This is a genomic window from Tsukamurella sp. 1534 (genome assembly GCF_000312385.1).
Lineage (GTDB): Bacteria > Actinomycetota > Actinomycetes > Mycobacteriales > Mycobacteriaceae > Tsukamurella.
Map to the genome: position 1 here is coordinate 227,318 of NZ_HE997628.1, position 17,736 is coordinate 245,053.

The following is a 17,736-nucleotide window of genomic DNA, read 5'->3' on the forward strand; positions in this document are numbered from 1 at the left end:
GGCCGCGGACGGGTCAGCGGCTCTCGGTCAGGAGCTCCGCGCAGCGCTCGCCGACCATCATCACGGTGATGTTCGGGTTGACCGTCGTGTGCTCCGGGAACACCGAGGCGTCGGCGACCCGCAGGCCGGCGGTGCCCTTCACCCGCAGCTCGGGGTCGAGCGGCGACAGCGCGTCGTCGGGCGCGCCCATCCGTACCGTGCCCGCGGGGTGGTACACGGTGTTGTGGGTGCGGCGGATGTAGTCGGCGAGCTCCGCGTCGGACTGCACGCCCGGTCCGGGGTAGAGCTCGCGCTCGATCCAGTCCGTGAGCGGGCCCGCCGCGGCGATCTCCCGCGCCTTGCGGATCCCGGCGATCATCACCTTCATGTCGTGGCCCTCGGCATCGGTGAAGTAGCGCGGGTCCACCTTGGGCTTGTCGCGGAAGTCCCTCGACCGCAGCCGGACGGTGCCGCGTGAGCGGGCGTGCGTCACGTTCGGTGTGAGGCAGAAGGTGTTCTCGGCGGTGGGGTAGCCCTGGCGCAGCGTGTGCATGTCGAACGGTACGGAGCCGTAGTGCATCATCAGGTCCGAGCGGTCCAGGCCGTCCTCGGTGGGCGTGAAGATGCCGATCTCCCACCACTGGGTGGATTCGCGGACCATCGGCTTGGAGGTCTCGAAGCCGATCACGCCCTCGGGGTGGTCCTGCAGGTGCGCGCCCACTCCGGGGGAGTCCACCAGCACCTCCACGCCGTGCTCGCGCAGGTGATCGGCGGGCCCGATCCCGGAGAGCATCAACAGCTTCGGCGAATCGATCGCGCCCGCGCTGACGACCACCTCGCGCGTCGCGGTGATCCGGGTGGTGCGCCCGAACGCGTTGTCGGTGATGTCCACCCCGACGGCGCGGGGCTGCTCGCCCGAGGTGTCGAACGCCACGCGCTTGGCCCATGCGCCGGTGCGGATCGTGAGGTTCTCGCGGTCCAGGATCGGGTGCAGGTAACTCACCGACGACGACGAGCGGGTGCCGTCGGCCCGGCGGTTGATCTGGAAGAAGCCGGCGCCGTTGACGACGGTCGTGCCCGAGTTGAACTCGGCGCGCGGGATACCCACGGCCTCACACGAATCCAGCAGGGCGACGCCGCACGGATCGTTCGGCGGCACGCTCATGATGTGCACCGGTCCGGAGCGGCCGTGGTGATCGCCGGGAGCGTCGTTCGTCTCGATCTTCGGGTAGAGCCGGTACACGGAATCCGATCCCCAGCCGGCGGCGCCGTGGTCCCGTTCCCACGAGTCGAGGTCCTCACGCGGCGCCCAGAAGGCGATGCAGCTGTTGTGGGAGCTGCAGCCGCCCAGCACCTTCGCGCGGGCGTGCCGCATGAACGAGTTGCCGTTCTCCTGCGGCTCGATCGGGTAGTCCCAGTCGTATCCCGATTCCAGCAGCTCCATCCACCGGTCCAGCTGCAGGATCGCGTCGTCGCCCACGTCCGACGGGCCCGCCTCCAGCAGGCACACGCGGACCGTCGGATCCTCCGACAGGCGCGCGGCGACGGCGGCCCCGGCCGATCCGGCGCCCACCACCACGTAGTCGTAGGTGTCGCTCGCTGCTTCGTTCGAGCTCACTGCTCTTCCTTCCGCTCGGCGAACCACCCGGTCACGGACGGCCGCAGGTTCTCGTACACGTGCTTGGCCTCGAGGTACTCCCCGAGACCGGTGGGCCCGAGCTCGCGGCCGATGCCGGACGCGCCGAAGCCGCCCCACTCGGCCTGGGGCAGGTAGGGCCCGAAGTCGTTGATCCACACGGTGCCGTGCCGCAGCCGGCGGGACACCCTGCGTGCCTTGCCCCCGTCGCCCGACCACACCGCGCCGGCGAGGCCGTACTCGGTGTCGTTGGCGATGGCCACGGCCTCGTCCTCCGTGGTGAAGGTCTCGACGGTGACCGTGGGCCCGAAGGCCTCGTCGTGCACGCAGGCCATCGACGGGTCGCACGCGTCGAGCACCGTGGGGAGGTAGAAGTAGCCGTCGTCGAGGGAGCCGGAGCCCTGATCGCCGGTGGCGAAGGCGCCGCCGGTGCGGACCACGGCGCCGTCGGCGCGGGCCTGTTCGACGTAGGCGTGCACCTTGTTCCGGTGCGCCTCCGAGATCAGCGGGCCGGTCTCGGTGCCGTCGGCGAACGGCAGGCCCTGCCGGATCCCCTCGGCGCGGCGCACCAGCTCGTCGACGAACACGTCGTGCACGGACTCCTCGACCACGAGCCGCGCGCCGGCCGAGCACACCTGGCCCGAGTGCAGGAACGCGGCGTTGAGCGCGTTGTCGACGGCGGCGGCGAGGCCCTCGGGGGTCGCACACGCGTCGGCGAAGATCACGTTCGGGTTCTTGCCGCCGAGCTCCAGCGCGACCTTCTTCACGGTGCCCGCGGCGTTCGCGGCGATGATCCGGCCGGTCACCAGGCCGCCCGTGAAGGACACGAGATCCACATCGGGGTGGGTCGACAGCGGCGCGCCCGCCTGCGCGCCGGCGCCGAGCACGAGATTCGCGACGCCGTCGGGCAGGCCCACGTCCTGCAGCACGCGCATCAGCAGGATCGAGGTGTGCGGGGTCAGCTCGGAGGGCTTGAGCACGAACGCGTCTCCCGCGGCGATCGCGGGGGCCACCTTCCAGGCGGCCTGCAGCAGCGGGTAGTTCCACGGCGTGATCAGGCCGCACACGCCGACGGGCTCGTACACGATCTGCGAGCTCACGTCGGCCGAGCCGGCGTCCACCACGCGGCCCGCATCCTGCGCGGCCAGTTTCCCGAAGTAGCGGAAGCACGCGGCGATGTCCTGCATGTCGATCACGGACTCGGACAACCGCTTCCCGGTGTCCAGGGTTTCGGCGCGCGCGAAATCGTCCTGCCGCCGGTCCAATTCGTCGGCGACACGCAGCAGCAGGTCCCCGCGTTCGGCCGCGGGGGTGTGCGGCCACGGACCGGTGTCGAACGCGCGGCGGGCAGCGGCGATCGCCGCCTCGGTGTCGGCGGCGGTGGCCTCGTCGACCACGGCCACCTCGGTGCCGTCCGCCGGGCACACGATGGTGCGGGTGCCGCCGTCGGAGGAGTTGCGCCAGGTTCCGTCGATGAACAGGGTGGGTTCGGTCATGCGGGGGTCCCTTCGGGTTCGGACGCCTCGGGGTGGGCGTCGGGACGGGTGTCGGCGGATTCGTCGCGCCCGTCGTGGTGATCGGTGGCGGCGCGCCGCAGGTGCAGGTAGCCCAGGTGCCGCTCGTACTGGTCGAGGATGTCGCCGATGATCTGCTCGCGGGTGTAGCCGTTGAGCGTGTACCCCTGCGAGCCCTCGGCGAGGTAGACCTCGCAGCGGAAGTACCGGTCGCCCGACCGCTGCGAGAGCACCGCGTAGGTGGGCGCCGGCGCGGAGACGGGCCACACGCAGTACTCGAAGCCGGGCTCGCCGGCCAGGTCCACCTTGAGGGTGGGGGAGGGCAGCGATTCGCTCCGGCCCGATTCGTCGACGGTGGCCGTCATGCCCTCCGAATCGAATTCGGCGGCCACCTCCCGCATCGCCGGCGCCACCGTGTTCTCCAGGAACCGTTGGGTGGCGGCCCGGCCGGGGTAGTGGATGGTCGCGATGAGGCGGCGCCGCCAGCTGCCCGGCTCCCCGGAGCCGCGGCCGGCGGCGAGAGCCTTCGGCAGCGTCGCCCGGAAGCTGTCGGTCTTGTAGGACTCGGTGTGCAGAGCCCGCAGCAGTGAGAGCCCCACCAGGGCGAGCACGAACGAGAACGGCAGCCCCATGATGATCGTGGCCTTCTGCAGCGTCACGATCGATCCGTCCTCGCCGGCGAACAGCATGGCCAGGGTGAGCAGGCCGATCGCGAACGACCAGAAGATGCGGGTGCCGCGGGCGCAGTCCGCCATCGGATCGGACAACCGGGAGGTGAAGTTGCCCATCACCAGGGAGCCGGAATCGGCGCTGGTGACGTAGAACAGCAGACCGGTGAGGGTGGCGATGGCCAGCAGGATGGGCGCGCCGGGGTACTTCTCCAACAGGGAGTAGAAGCCCACCTCGGGGGTCGACGCGGTGGCCTCGGCGAAGGCCTTGTCCCCGCGGGCCACCTCCAGTGCGCTGTTCCCGAACACCGAGATCCACACGAGGATGAAGCTGAAGGGCACCACGAGCACGCCGAAGATGAACTGGCGCAACGTGCGCCCGCGCGAGATCCGCGCCAGGAACAGCCCGACGAACGGCGCCCACGCGACCCACCAGGCCCAGAAGAACAGGGTCCAGGAATCCAGCCAGCCCTTCGCGTCCGCGCCGGGAGTCTCCGGATTGGTCTGTTCCCAGGCGAAGGTGTCCATGGTGCGGTCGAGGAACGTCGAGAGGTAGTCGCCCGTGTTCTGCACCAGGCCGTTGAGCAGGAAGTCGGACCGGCCGGCGACCAGGATGTAGATGAGCATGAGGATCGCGAGGATCACGTTGAGCTCGCTGAGCCGCCGGATCCCCTTGTCCACGCCCGAGGTGGCCGAGATGGTGGCGACGATCACGGACAGGATGATCAGCCCGATCTGCGCGGCCTTGCCCTGCTCGATGCCGAACAGCTCCTTGAGGCCGTAGTTCAGCTGCACGATGCCGATACCCAGCGACGTCGCGATGCCGAAGATCGTGCCGAGCACGGCGGCCACGTCGACCGCGTCGCCGAACCGGCCGTGCACGCGCTTGCCCAGGATCGGGTACAGCGCGGCCCGGATGGTGAGCGGCAGATTGTGCCGGAACGCGAAGTACGCCAGTGCGCCGCCCATCAACGCGTACATCGCCCAGCCGGTGAGGCCGTAGTGGAACACGGTCCACGTCACCGCCTCCCGGGCCGCGTGATTGGTCTCGCTCATCCCGGCGGGCGGGGCCAGGAAGTGGCTCACGGGCTCGGCGACGGAGAAGAACATCAGGTCGATGCCGATGCCCGCCGCGAACAGCATCGCCGTCCAGGTGAAGAGGCTGTACTCCGGCCGGGACTCCTCGGGGCCGAGGCGGTACTTGCCGTACCGGCTGAGGCCGATGAAGACGACCACGCCCACGATCGCCGTGGCGAGCAGGAAGTACCACCAGCCGAACCAGGCGGTGATGAAGTCGACCACCCCGCTGATGACGCCCTCCGCGGATGTCGGAGAGGCGAGCGCCCACAGGGCGAGTGCGAGGACCGCGCCCGCCGCGGCGAGGAAGACCGGAACATTCAGGGAGCTCGTCGGTGTCGGCGTCGGATCAGCTGGTTTCGATGTTTGTGAGGATTCAGAATCGCTCATGTCCTTCGACGTTACCGTGGTGTGCGTGAGCCCGGACGATGTAGGCGGAACCCGCTCGGCGGTCGCGCAGTGATACGGGTGCGCCCCTACCGCCCCGCGGACGGAGCCGCCTTGCGCTCGTTGTTCGTGCGGGCGGGGGACGGGTCACCGTCGGGCGAACTGTGGCGCCACCCGCCCTCGGAACGGGCCGTCTACCTCGATCCGTACATCGAGCACTGCCCCGAGACGCTGTTCGTTGCCGAGGAGGCCGGGTGCCCGCCGGGTTCCTCGCTGCCCTCCGAGGACGACAGGTTGGTGCGCGCGTTGGGCAGGCCGGCGGTGCTGCTGCGCCCGGCGACGGTCCGCTTCCTCGGCCGGGCGGCGGTCGACGCGGTGGCGGCGCGCCGGCGGGGCGAGCCCGCCTCGGGTGAGCTGCACGACGGCCGGTGGCCGGCGCACCTGCACATCGACGTCGCGCCGGAGGCCCGCGGCACGGGCGCCGCGTACGGGCTCATGGACGCCTGGCTGGACGCCCTCGGCGGCACAGGATGCCATCTGCAGACGCTCGTGGAGAACGATCGGGCGGTGCGGTTCTTCGAGCGCTACGGGTTCGTCCCGCACGGCCCGTGCCCGACGGTGCCGGGCGTGCGGTACCGAGGCGGGCGGGTGCACCCGCTCACCATGGTGCGGTCCGACGATGCGGCATGAGAAACTGGAGGGTGACATGTGCCGGTACGCCGGTTAGCCGCCCGAGGAGTGAGTCAGATTCCCAGCTTCGCCGACGAGACGTTCACCACCCCTGAGCGCATTCGCAATTTCTGCATCATCGCCCACATCGACCACGGGAAGTCCACGCTGGCCGACCGGATGCTGCAGCTCACGGGCGTGGTCGAGGCGCGCGCGATGCGCGCGCAGTACCTCGACCGGATGGACATCGAGCGCGAGCGCGGTATCACGATCAAGGCTCAGAACGTGCGGCTGCCGTGGAAGGTGGACGACACCGAGTACGTCATGCACCTGATCGACACCCCGGGCCACGTGGACTTCACCTACGAGGTGTCCCGCGCGCTGGAGGCGTGCGAGGGCGCCGTGCTGCTCGTGGACGCCGCCCAGGGCATCGAGGCGCAGACCCTGGCGAACCTCTACCTCGCGATGGACAAGGACCTCGAGATCATCCCGGTCCTCAACAAGATCGACCTGCCCGCCGCCGATCCGGACCGCTACGCCGACGAGATCGCGCACATCATCGGGTGCGAGCCCGACGACGTGCTGCGCGTCTCGGGCAAGACCGGTGAGGGCGTCGGCGCCCTGCTGGACCGCGTCGTCGAGAAGATCCCCCCGCCGGTCGGCGACGCCGATGCGCCGCCCCGCGCCATGATCTTCGACTCGGTGTACGACACGTACCGCGGCGTGGTGACCTACATCCGCGTCGTGGACGGCAGGATCGTCCCGCGCGAGAAGATCCAGATGATGTCGACCGGCGCCACCCACGAGTTGCTGGAGGTGGGCATCGTCTCCCCGGAGCCGAAGGCCACCAAGGGGCTCGGCGTGGGTGAGGTGGGCTATCTCATCACCGGTGTGAAGGACGTGCGGCAGTCGAAGGTCGGCGATACGGTGACCACCGCTCGCAAGGGCGCGGAGGAGCCGCTGACCGGGTACAAGGAGCCGCGGCCCATGGTCTATTCGGGGCTGTACCCCGTGGACGGGTCGGACTACCCGGATCTCCGTGAGGCGTTGGACAAGCTCCAGCTCAACGACGCCGCGCTCACCTACGAGCCCGAGACGTCGGTGGCGCTGGGCTTCGGTTTCCGCTGCGGCTTCCTGGGCCTGCTGCACATGGAGATCACCCGGGAGCGGCTGCAGCGCGAGTTCGACCTCGATCTCATCTCGACCTCGCCCAACGTGGTCTACCGCGTGATCGGCGAGGACGGCAAGGAGCAGATCGTCACCAACCCGTCGGACTGGCCCGAGGGCAAGCTGCGCGAGACCTACGAGCCGATCACCAAGGCGACGATCATCGCCCCCAGCGAGTTCGTGGGCACGATCATGGAGCTGTGCCAGGGGCGTCGCGGCGAGCTCGGCGGGATGGACTACCTCTCGGAATCCCGTGTGGAGCTGCGGTACACGCTGCCGATGGCCGAGATCATCTTCGACTTCTTCGACTCGCTGAAATCTCGCACCCGCGGCTACGCCTCGATGGACTACGAGGAGTCGGGAGAGCAGCTCTCCGACCTGGTCAAGGTCGACATCCTGCTGCAGGGCGAGGCGGTCGACGCCTTCAGCGCCATCGTGCACAAGGACGCCGCGCAGGCGTACGGCAACAAGATGACCGTGAAGCTCAAGGAGCTCATCCCGCGCCAGCAGTACGAGGTGCCGGTGCAGGCCGCGATCGGCTCGAAGATCATCGCCCGTGAGAACATCCGCGCCATCCGCAAGGACGTGCTCGCCAAGTGCTACGGCGGCGACATCAGCCGCAAGCGCAAGCTGCTCGAGAAGCAGAAGGAGGGCAAGAAGCGCATGAAGACCATCGGCCGGGTCGACGTCCCGCAGGAGGCCTTCGTCGCCGCTCTCAGTTCGGACGCGCAGGCGGACAAGCCGAAGGGCAAGTAGCGTTCGGGCTGCTCCACGGATCACGCTGCGACGGGCACCCTCTCGTCGCGCTCGTCTGCGTACTCGCCGCCGCGGAGACGCGATGCGCTCAGGTATGCGACGAGGCCGGCCAGCGTGATGGCGGCGCCCACCCAGAGCGGGGCGACGAAGCCGAATCCCGCTGCCAGCGTGAGGCCACCGGCCCAGGCGCCGAAGGCGTTGCCGAAGTTGAACGCGGCGATGTTGGCCCCGGATGCGAGGGTCGGCGCGTCCGCCGCGTGGTTCATGATGCGCATCTGCAGGCCGGGCACCGTCGCGAAACCGAGTGCGCCCATGAGGACCAGCGCGATCACGGTCGCCACCTGTGACGTGGCGGTGAGGGCGAACACCGCGAGCAGCACGGTGAGCGCCGCCATGAGGGCGATCAGGGTGCGCGGCAGGTTCCGGTCGGCGGCGCGACCGCCCAGCAGGTTACCGGCGAACAGGCCGACACCGAACAGCACGAGCAGCCACGGGACGGCGGAGGAACTGAACCCGCTGACCTCGGTGAGAGTGAACGCGATGTAGGTGAACGCACCGAACATGCCGCCGTACCCGAGGATCGTGACCAGCATCGACAGCCACACCTGGGGGTTGCGGAAGATCCGGAACTCGGCGAGCGTGTTCCCGCCGATCGGCGCGGGCGTGTCCTTCACGAGCAGGGCGATACCGGCGAGGGCGATCACGCCGATCGCGGTGATGGCCCAGAAGGTGGACCGCCAGCCGGCGGCCTGGCCGAGGAACGTACCGAGCGGGACACCGAGGACGTTGGCGATGGTCAGCCCGGCGAACATGACGGAAATCGCTGCGGCGCGACGGTTCTCGGGGACCAGATCGGCGGCGACCACGGCGCCGATGCCGAAGAAGGCGCCGTGGCACAGCGCGGCCACGATCCGCCCGGCGAGCATCGCCTCGTAGCTGCCGGCCAGGGCGGACATCATGTTGCCCGCGATGAACAGCACGAGGAGGCCGAGCAGCGCGTGCTTGCGGTTGACGCGGCCGAGCGCGGCGGTGAACAGGATGCCGCCGATGGCGACGGACAGTGCGTAGCCGGAGATGAGGTATCCGGCCACGGTCTCCGTGACACCGAAGTCGGCGGCGACCTCGGGGAGCAGCCCCATGATGACGAACTCGGTCAGACCGATGCCGAATCCGCCGAGGGCGAGCGCGTAGAGCGCGACGGGCATGACGACTCCTAAAGGGAAGAACGATGGTTAGGCGCGTGTGCAATCACCGGCGTCTGCAGTAGTTGCACACACAATGAATAGATAGTTGCACACGCTGGTTATTGGCGCAAGGTGGTAGGCTCAGCAGCACGAAGAAGGGGTGCTCACCATGGGGATTGCCGACGATGCGGTCGAGATCCGGGCGCGGGGATGGCGCACGCTTGTCGCGCTCCACTCGCTGATCGAGACGGAACTCGAGCGAGCCCTGCAGTCCGCCCACGAGATCACCGTGGTCGAGTACACGGTGCTCGACGCGCTCAGCCGGCAGGACGGGTGGCACATGCGCATGCGCCAGCTCGCCCGCGCCGCCGCACTCTCGAGCAGCGCGACCACCCGGCTCGTGACCCGGCTGGAGGACCGGGGGCTGCTCACCCGGATCCTGTGCGCCGACGACCGTCGCGGCATCTACACGGAACTGACCCCCGCGGGGTGGGATCTGCTCACGGCGGCCCGGCCGACGCACGAGCGGGTGCTGCGCGAGGCGCTCGCGGACGCGGCCGAGCAGCCCGAACTGCGGTCGCTGGTCGATGCGCTGCACGCGACGGTGCCCGGCGCACAGCAGTCCGCCGCCGCGAACGCCTGACCGGCGGATCCTCGCGAATTCCTGCACCGGTGTAACGATTCCGTTCCGTTAACCGACATTGTGAACAGCGTCACGCGACGCTGCCGTCAGGGAGAGGCGGCCATCGCAGAGAGGCAACGAACGGAACGGGGAAGATCATGAGGAAGATGGCATTGGCGGCCGCCTCGGTCGCGGTAGCAGGAGCCGCATCGCTCGTCACGACGCCGTCGGCGAGCGCGATTCCCTTCGTGGATCTGATTGTCACCGGAGGGATCTCGTGCGCGGGGCCGCTCCCCGGGCGGCCAGAGACGCATTCTCAGACCGACCACGGTTACGTCCGCAACAACGGCAACGCGCCCGCACTGAACGTGTGGCTGGGCTTCGGCGGTGGCGGCGGCGAGGGCCGCCCGGTGCTGAACCCCGGCGAGGGTTTCCCCGTGATGCGGACGGTTCCCACCTGGGGCTGCCCGCCCCGGCAGACGTGGGTTCACACGTCCACCAGCACGTTCGACGTGAACTACCAGAACAACGCCTTCCTGGCGGTCAACTGATCGACGCGATCCGGTCGGGTCAGGCGAGCGTCGCCTCGAGCCCCAGGAACTCCCCGTAGCCACGGGCCGCTCCTGCGAGGCGGCGCCTCGTCGCGACCGTGATCCGAGTGAACGGTTCGACGGTGATCTTCACGGCCTTCGCCGTCGACTTCCGCGCCCACGTCCCGACGATCTCACCGTCGACCACCACCATCGGCTTGAAGACGCCGTTGCGTCCGGGCACGATGCGATTGAAGTAGGTCTCGTCGAGTTGTGCTGCACGGGAGCCGTATCCGATGACGTACTCGTCGAACCCGGGGAGCAGGAGTGGCGACGCGAGGGCGGCGTCCACCTCGTCGTCGGTGATATCCGCGGTGCCCGCCGGCACCAGGTAGTGGGTGCCCGCGAGCGTGATCCGGTCGATGGCGTCACCGGCGGCCTCGATGCCCTCGTCGACGGCGCCCATGGGCAGGTACGCCCACTTGCCGACGTCCTGCCGGGTCACCGGACCGCGGCCGCCCACGAAACGCGAGACCGCCTCTCCCAGAGCATGGTCCGGTTCCCGGCGGTCGGTGATCCAATCGTCGGCGAGGGCGAACGCATCGCCCTTCGCCGTGGGGTCGGCGAACACGATCGTCATCGCCTCGGTGAGATCGCGCAGGACGTGGCTCGCCTGCGACGTGTCGAACGCGATGCCCGCGGCTGCGCACGCGTCCACGAGATCCGTTCGCGGTAGGCTCTTCCCGCCCGCGAGCGCGGTCCGGACGGCGGCGTCGGCACCGTCGACCATGGCGTCGGTGAGGCCGAGCTGCGGCCGCCTCCTGGCGGATTCGGCGCGCGAGCGCACCGTGAGGGCCGCGCTGAGCCAATGCAGGTCCTCGGGCGCGCAGATCTGTAGCGTCCCGCGGGCCGGCCGGTTGCGAACTAGCCTGCGTTCGGCGAGGTCGGCGAGCACCGCCGCATCGTCGGGCCGGTCCGCGGCGCGCAGCGACAACGCGAACCGGGCAGCCCCGGCGTCCTGGGCCTGGACGGCCAGCATTCCGCGGGCCGCGTCCGCCGCCGTGCGCCAGTCCCGGACGCCGGGCACGAGCCCCTGGGCACGGAGCCGGAGGGCGCGAACGCGGCGGATCTCGGGATCGACGGTCACCATGAACCCGATCCTTCCACGGGCGTAGCCTCGTCGGTGTGTGGAACACCTGGTTGACTCGCACCCTGAACATCGACCTGCCGATCCTCGGTGCCCCCATGGGCGGCCGCGCCGGAGGAGCGCTCGCGGGGCAGGTGACCGCCGCCGGTGGCCTCGGCATGATCGGCGCCGCCCGGTACGCCACTCCGGAGTGGATCGCGGAGCAACTCGCGGTGATCCGCGAGGCGGCCGGAGAGGACGCGCCGCTCGCGTTCGGGTTGCAGACCTGGTCCCTCGGCGAGGGGGAACTGCTCGACGCCGTTCTGGCCGCGAATCCGACACTGGTCTCCCTCTCGTTCGGTGATCCCGCGCCGTACGTGCAGCGGGTCAAGGAGTCCGGTGCCGTGGTGATCTCGCAGATCAACTCGATCGAGGATCTGCGTGAGGTGGAGGCGGCCGGGGTGGACGCCGTCGTCGCGCAGGGCGCCGAGGCGGGCGGTCACACCGGCAGGATCGCGACCCTCCCTCTGCTGCAGGAGATCCTGCGCGCCACGGAGCTGCCCGTACTGGCCGCGGGCGGCATCGGCAGCGGCGCCGGCCTCGCGGCGGTGCTGGCCGCGGGCGCCCAGGGCGCGCTGGTGGGAACCGCCCTGCTGGCGTCCCCGGAGACGGTCGGACCGGAGTACGCGGTGCCCGCGCTGCTCGAGGCCGGGAGTGCCGACACCGTGTACACCGACGTGTTCGACAAGGCGAGACACCAGCCGTGGCCCACCCGGTGGTTCGGCCGGGCGCTCACCAACGACTTCACGTCGCGCTGGCACGACGGCGACGGCGCGGGGCCGTCGAGCGGCGACGAGGAACAGGTCAGCGCCGCCTACGACGGTAACGACCCCGCGCAGGGCGTGGTGTACGCCGGGCAGGTCGCCGGGCTCGTGGACACCGCGCGCCCCGCCCGGGAGGTGGTGGCGAGTATCGCCTCCGACGCGGAGGCCAGGCTGCGCGCCGTGGCGGGGGTGCTGGACTGATGGCCGGGATCGTCGCACCCAAGATCTCGTCGTTCACGCTCGCCGGCCTGGAGGACGGCGACACCGAGGCGCTGGTGCCGGGGGAGACGTACGACCGCCTGCGGTTCGCGGGCCCGACGGTCCGCGGCCGCGATCTCGGCGGAATCACGTTCAGTGAGTGCGAGCTTGCCGAGTGGGAGATCCGCGACACCACGTTCGCCGATGTCGCCCTGCTGGAGACACGGATGACCGGGCTGTTCGCCACCGGGTTCAAGGCCCCGCGGTCGACGCTGCGGCAGGTGGAGATCACGGATGCGCGAATCGGCGCCGTCGAGCTCATGGACGCCAAGCTCCGGTCCGTCGTGTTCACCGACGTCCGTCTGGGTTTCGTGAACCTCCGCGGCGCCGGCCTGACCGACGTGGTGTTCCGTGACTGCGTGCTGGAGGGGGTCGACGTGGGTGACGCCGGCCTCACGCGGGTGTCCTTCGAGGGCTGCCGCGCGGGCGAGCTGGACCTCACGCGGGCGACGCTGAGTAACGTCGACCTCCGGGGGCTGCAGGTCGAGCGGATCCGCGGGGTCGAGGGGATCGCCGGCGCCACCATGTCGCACACCCAGGTGGTCGGGCTCGCGGAGTCCTTCGCAGCACACCTGGGGATCCAGATCCTGGGCTGACGCACGCCCGGTTCCTCAGAACGGCGGGGGTTCGGGTTCGGTGTTCGGGACGAACTCGACGCCCTGCTCTTCGGCCTGCTTACGTTGGCGTTCCAGCTCCTTCCGGAGTCGTTCCTCGGCGCGCTTCTTGGCCTTCTCGAGTCGGATGCGGCGGTTGCGGGTGCGTTCGTCCCGGCGTTGTTGGGCGCGGTGTTCGGCGTGGGTGTCGAAGGTCTGCGGCTGTTCGGGTTCCTCTTCTGATTCGGTGCGGGCAGGGGTGTCCCAGATGAGTTTCCCGAGTCCGGGCAGGATCTCCTGCGCGGCGCCGGGTGGGGTGAGCCAGATCCCGCCGGCGGGGTGGTGCCATTCGACGGTGCCGTCGTCGAGGAGGTCGGAGAGCCATCCGGTTTCGGTTTTGATGCGGTGGTGGAATCCACAGAGCGGTACGAGGTTCCCGGGGCCGTCCTTCCCGGCGACGGTGGTGGGTCCGCCGCGTTCGGGGTTGCGGTGGTCGTATTCGGCGACGTGGTCGGCCTGGCAGCGGGTGGACGGCACGCTGCAGCCGGGGAACACACACGTCGGGTAGGTCAGCCGCATGATCAGAAGCTGATACTGCGTCGGCGTGTAACCCGAGGCCCCCGCGATGTGGATCTCCCCGGTGACCGAGTCCCGTTTGCCGAGGACGCGGATGGTGGTGTCGCAGTCGGCGATCAGGTCGTTCGCCTGCTCCGCGGTGACCGGCCCGGAGATCCCGAGTTCGTCGCACACCACATACGCTCCACCCGACGAGCTCGGGGCTGATGCCGATTCAGGCGATAATCCTGGGCCGGTCGATTCGCGAGATTCATGCGCCGCGGGCGAAGTCGGCGGAGATGCCGCGGGCTGCGCACCCGAGTCGCCGGAGACGATGCCCCCGGTTGTTACGAATACGTCGCCCGCACCATCTGCGTTGTCCGCGTCGTTCGTGACGTTCGCGCTGCTTGCGTCGTCCGCATCGGTCGTGGTGTCTTCGGTGGCGGGTGGTTCGTCGAACAGGGTGATCGTGTCGTCGACCGCGGACTCGGCGGCGGGGTCGCAGGCCGTGGCGGGGGCTTCGGACGTCGTGGTGGCGGGCTGGGGTTCGGCTGCGGCGGCATCCGGTGTGCGGAGGTCGGATTCGTTGAGGAGGATCAGCGCCAGGGCTTTCACTTCCGATGCCACGGCCGCCGTGCGGGGTTTGCGTTCCTTGAACCGGCAGGCAGCGTTGGAGCATTGGCAGCCGAGGGTCTCGTAGCCTTCGATCAGGGCGGCGTGGGCGGCGACCTGTCGTTCGCCGAGGGTGCGGGGGTCTTTGCGGCAGGTGGTCTTGAACATGTCCGCGAGGAGGGCGGCGAACCGGATGCCGTCGGCCTTCGGGATGATCGCTTCGATGTCGACGGTGCCGTCGGCGCGGGAGTGCATGTCGATGCCGAAGCGGGGCTTCTTCTCCGGCACCTGGGGGACGGCGTCGATGTCGATCCGCACCAGGATCTGCTTCGCGGCCTCCTCCACCGCCGAGGCGGTGACGGCGGTGTCCGGATCGGACAGTATTCCCGATAACCAGGCGGCCATCCGGACGTCGAATTCGTGGAGCACGTACTCGTCGATGATCGCCGAGGCGTACCGCAGCACGGCGTAGAGCTGCTGGTTCGTCACGATGCCGGTGGCACAGACCGCGAACACGCGCGGCAACCGTTCGCGGAGGTCCAGCCCGCGGTGCACGGCCGCGGAGGCGCCGCCGCGCCCGACCTGCAGCACCGCACCCGCCTCGGCGACGAGTTCGTCCCAGTCTCCGACGAACCGGCGATCGGACTCGGCCCGGCACCGTCGGGCATCGTCACGGACGGCGAACAGTTGGGAGAGCACTGCGTTCTTGCGGGCCTCCAATCGGTTCGCCTCGGCGAGCACCGAGCGCAGGTCTGCCAGCAGGGCGCCGGCGTCGAGGCCTGCGACGTCCTCGAAATCGGGAGGCAGCGGTCGGCGGACCGCTCTCCCGTGTTCGAATGCATCGTCTACCTGGCTCATACATTCGATGATACGCGCCTCTCCCAGACAAAGCTGCACAACATATGCTGAATGTTCCTGGGGTGCACTATGTGTGGAGGCGCCCCGGCGGGGCTCACGCGAAGACCGGGGAGGCGAGGGCCGTCCCGTACATCCACCCGACGATGGTGAACGCGAATCCTGCGAACGGCCACAGCACCGTCGACTCCCGGCGCCCCATGGCGCGGAAGTACCAGAACAGTGCGAAGACGATGCCTGCCAGCGTGAGCCCGCCCATCGTCCACACCGCCGGCCAGAAGGATCCGTGCGACGAGCAATCCTGGTACGTGCACGGATCCGAGGCCATGCCCGCGGCGTACCCGAACGCCATCACGGCGAGGGCGTCCACGAGGACGAGCGCGACGAGCAGGATCGCGCCCACGGTCGCGTCGACGAGTTGCCCCGTCGTGCGGGGAGCCCCCGGTTCGGTGTCCGTCGAATGATGCTGGGTGAGATCGGTCATCAGATTCCTCCTGCCAGTGTTGCGAGATGAACGCCCAGCGCGGTGGCGCCGAGGTGACGGCGATGCCGAGGAGTGGCGAGTCCCCGACGTATCGCCGTGCATGGAATGACTTTCGCGCGGATCGGCGCGGGGCGGATCCGCGGAAATACTCAGACGGAGCGGGGGAACACACCCGATCGCGCGGCAGCGGTAGGTTCGACGGTGTGACAGTCGACGCCGTTCTCGCACCCAGCACCCTGCCGTTCGCACTCCCGGACTTCGGAACCTTCGCCGAGGTGGACTTCGTGGCGGCCTTCGCGGAGGCCTTCGCCCGGAACCGCCGGGAGATCGCCGCGATCGCGGAGAACCCGGACCCCGCAACCTTCGAGAACACCGTCGAGGCGTTGGAGCGGGCAGGGCGCGACCTCGGCCGCGTGGCGGCGGTGTTCTTCTCGCTCACGTCGACGGACCGCACCGATGCGCTTGAGGAGGCGCAGGCGACGATCTCCCCGCAGCTGTCCGCGCACTCCGACGCGATCCTCATGGACAGTGCCCTGTTCGGGCGGGTCGACGACGTGCATACGCGCCGCGAATCGCTCGATCTGACCGAGGAGCAGCGACGCCTGCTGGAGCGCTACCACCTCCGGTTCACCCGCGCCGGCGCGGGACTCGACGACGCCGCGCAGGAACGACTTCGTGCGATCAACACCGAGCTCGCGGAGCTCACCACCGAGTTCTCGCGCCGCGCGCTCGCCGAGACCAACGCCTCCGCCGTGCATTTCGCGTCCGAGGCGCAGCTCGACGGGCTGGAGCCCGACGCCGTCGCCGCCGCGCGCGCCGCCGCCGAGGCCGCGGGGAAGGACGGCTACCTGCTCGCCCTCGGCTATCCCCTGAACCAGCCGAACCTGGCCCGCCTGACGGACCGCGAGTCGCGGCGCCGCCTCTTCGAGGCCTCGTCCGGCCGCAACACCCGCGGGGACGCCAACGACACCCGCGAGCTGATCGCCCGCGTCGCCGGTCTCCGCGCCGAGCGGGCCGGGCTCTTCGGCTACCCGCACCACGCCGCGTTCCAGATCGCCGACCAGACGGCGGGAACCGCCGAGGCCGCACAGCAGATGCTGCGCGACCTCGCCGCCCCCGCGGCGCGCAACGCGGCCGCCGAGCGCGCCGAGTTGGAGGAGATCGCGGGCCACCCGATCGAGGCGTGGGATTGGCCGTACTACGCGCGCATCGCCGAGCGGCGCGCGCAGGCGAGCGAGGGAGCCGAGGACGGCCCCCCGCTCAGCGAGTTCCTCGCACTCGACAGCGTCATCGAGAACGGCGTCTTCGAGGCGGCGCGGCGCATGTACGGGCTCGACTTCACCGAGCGCACCGACCTTGCACTGCACAACCCCGCCGCGCGCGCCTGGCAGGTCACGGGCCCCGACGGTGCGCCGCTGGGCCTGTTCGTCGGCGACTACTTCGCGCGCCCCAGTAAGCGGGGCGGCGCGTGGATGACGAGCTTCGTGGACCAGTCGCACCTGCTCGGCGAGCAGCCCGTGGTGATCAACGTGTGCAACTTCGTGGCGCCTCCCGCCGGCCGCCCCGCGCTGCTCACACGCGACGAGGTGACCACCGTCTTCCACGAGTTCGGGCACGCGCTGCACGGCCTGCTCTCCGACGTGCGGTACCCGTACTTCTCGGGCACCAGCGTGCCCCGCGACTTCGTCGAGTTCCCCTCGCAGTTCAACGAGATGTTCGCGGCGTGGCCCACCATCCTCGACGGGTACGCCCGGCACCACGAGACGGGCGAGCCGCTGCCGCAGCACCTGCGGGAATCCGTGCTCGAACCCGGCACCCGCGGTGAGGGGTTCAGCACCGTCGAATACCTCGGCGCCGCCGTCATCGACCTGGCGTGGCACACCATCACGCCGGGCACCGTCGTGGACGACGTCGAGGCCTTCGAGGCGGGCGCGCTGGCGGACGCGGGGCTCGACGTGCACGGTGTGCCGCCCCGCTACCGCGGCCCGTTCTTCAACCACGTCTTCGCCGGCGGGTACAGCGCCGGCTACTACAGCTACATCTGGTCGGAGGTGCTCGACGCCGACGCCACCGCCTGGTTCACGGAGAACGGCGGCCCGACGCGGGACAACGGCGAACGGCTCCGTGCGGCCGTGCTGTCGCGCGGCGGCAGCGTCGACTCCTCACAGGCCTACCGCGACTTCCGCGGCGCCGACGCCGATATCGCGCCGCTGCTCGCCCGTCGCGGCCTGGGCTGACGA

Annotated in this window: 14 protein-coding genes; 7 read left to right on the top strand and 7 right to left on the bottom strand. The window is 69.9% G+C overall.

Going from position 1 to position 17,736, the window contains the following annotated elements; all coding sequences use genetic code 11:
* Window positions 1–13 precede the first annotated feature (13 nt).
* From BN39_RS19170 to betT, 3 genes are read right to left on the bottom strand one after another with little or no spacing between them, the layout of a single operon-like run.
* On the bottom strand, window positions 14–1,597 hold the full coding sequence (locus BN39_RS19170; RefSeq protein WP_019204065.1) for a GMC family oxidoreductase: 1,584 nt from the start codon (window positions 1,595–1,597) through the stop codon (window positions 14–16).
* On the bottom strand, window positions 1,594–3,111 hold the full coding sequence (locus BN39_RS19175; protein ID WP_019204066.1) for an aldehyde dehydrogenase family protein: 1,518 nt from the start codon (window positions 3,109–3,111) through the stop codon (window positions 1,594–1,596). The genes BN39_RS19170 and BN39_RS19175 overlap by 4 nt, the downstream gene beginning before the upstream one ends.
* Window positions 3,108–5,264 (bottom strand): choline BCCT transporter BetT, encoded by a 2,157-nt coding sequence (gene betT, locus BN39_RS19180; protein ID WP_040768727.1) that lies wholly within the window; start codon window positions 5,262–5,264, stop codon window positions 3,108–3,110. Before betT ends, BN39_RS19175 begins: the two co-directional genes overlap by 4 nt.
* 111 nt (window positions 5,265–5,375) lie before the next feature.
* Between betT and BN39_RS19185 the strand changes: the two genes are divergently transcribed.
* Window positions 5,376–5,951, top strand: coding sequence for an N-acetyltransferase (locus BN39_RS19185; protein WP_237741735.1), 576 nt, complete (start codon window positions 5,376–5,378; stop codon window positions 5,949–5,951).
* A 48-nt stretch (window positions 5,952–5,999) separates the two neighbouring features.
* A complete protein-coding gene (lepA, locus tag BN39_RS19190; RefSeq protein ID WP_019204069.1) occupies window positions 6,000–7,853 on the top strand; it encodes a translation elongation factor 4 in 1,854 nt (617 codons plus the stop codon).
* 20 nt (window positions 7,854–7,873) lie between these two features.
* Here the strand turns inward: lepA and BN39_RS19195 are convergent, their stop codons facing one another.
* Complete coding sequence (locus BN39_RS19195) at window positions 7,874–9,058, bottom strand: MFS transporter (RefSeq protein WP_019204070.1); 1,185 nt, start codon at window positions 9,056–9,058, stop codon at window positions 7,874–7,876.
* Window positions 9,059–9,206: 148 nt separating this feature from the next.
* Here BN39_RS19195 and BN39_RS19200 point away from each other — a divergent pair, with 148 nt between their 5' ends.
* Both BN39_RS19200 and BN39_RS19205 read left to right on the top strand, forming a co-directional pair.
* The gene (locus tag BN39_RS19200) at window positions 9,207–9,680 is read left to right on the top strand and encodes a MarR family winged helix-turn-helix transcriptional regulator (protein ID WP_040768881.1); all 474 of its coding nucleotides are present in this window, start codon (window positions 9,207–9,209) and stop codon (window positions 9,678–9,680) included.
* Between the two features lie 137 nt (window positions 9,681–9,817).
* The gene (locus tag BN39_RS19205) at window positions 9,818–10,210 is read left to right on the top strand and encodes a hypothetical protein (RefSeq protein ID WP_148281537.1); all 393 of its coding nucleotides are present in this window, start codon (window positions 9,818–9,820) and stop codon (window positions 10,208–10,210) included.
* A 19-nt stretch (window positions 10,211–10,229) separates the two neighbouring features.
* On the opposite strand, the gene BN39_RS19210 is transcribed toward BN39_RS19205, so the two are convergent.
* Window positions 10,230–11,339, bottom strand: coding sequence for a winged helix DNA-binding domain-containing protein (locus BN39_RS19210; protein ID WP_019204073.1), 1,110 nt, complete (start codon window positions 11,337–11,339; stop codon window positions 10,230–10,232).
* A 35-nt stretch (window positions 11,340–11,374) separates the two neighbouring features.
* Here BN39_RS19210 and BN39_RS19215 point away from each other — a divergent pair, with 35 nt between their 5' ends.
* Both BN39_RS19215 and BN39_RS19220 read left to right on the top strand, forming a co-directional pair.
* Entirely contained in the window at window positions 11,375–12,340 is a 966-nt protein-coding gene (locus BN39_RS19215; protein WP_019204074.1) for a nitronate monooxygenase family protein, read from the top strand.
* A complete protein-coding gene (locus BN39_RS19220) occupies window positions 12,340–12,993 on the top strand; it encodes a pentapeptide repeat-containing protein (protein WP_019204075.1) in 654 nt (217 codons plus the stop codon). The genes BN39_RS19215 and BN39_RS19220 overlap by 1 nt, the downstream gene beginning before the upstream one ends.
* Before the next feature lie 15 nt (window positions 12,994–13,008).
* Here the strand turns inward: BN39_RS19220 and BN39_RS19225 are convergent, their stop codons facing one another.
* Both BN39_RS19225 and BN39_RS19230 read right to left on the bottom strand, forming a co-directional pair.
* Window positions 13,009–15,015, bottom strand: coding sequence for an HNH endonuclease signature motif containing protein (locus tag BN39_RS19225; protein WP_019204076.1), 2,007 nt, complete (start codon window positions 15,013–15,015; stop codon window positions 13,009–13,011).
* A gap of 94 nt (window positions 15,016–15,109) precedes the next feature.
* Window positions 15,110–15,496 (bottom strand): hypothetical protein, encoded by a 387-nt coding sequence (locus tag BN39_RS19230; protein ID WP_019204077.1) that lies wholly within the window; start codon window positions 15,494–15,496, stop codon window positions 15,110–15,112.
* 203 nt (window positions 15,497–15,699) lie between these two features.
* Between BN39_RS19230 and BN39_RS19235 the strand changes: the two genes are divergently transcribed.
* Window positions 15,700–17,733, top strand: coding sequence for a M3 family metallopeptidase (locus BN39_RS19235; RefSeq protein ID WP_019204078.1), 2,034 nt, complete (start codon window positions 15,700–15,702; stop codon window positions 17,731–17,733).
* Window positions 17,734–17,736 lie beyond the last annotated feature (3 nt).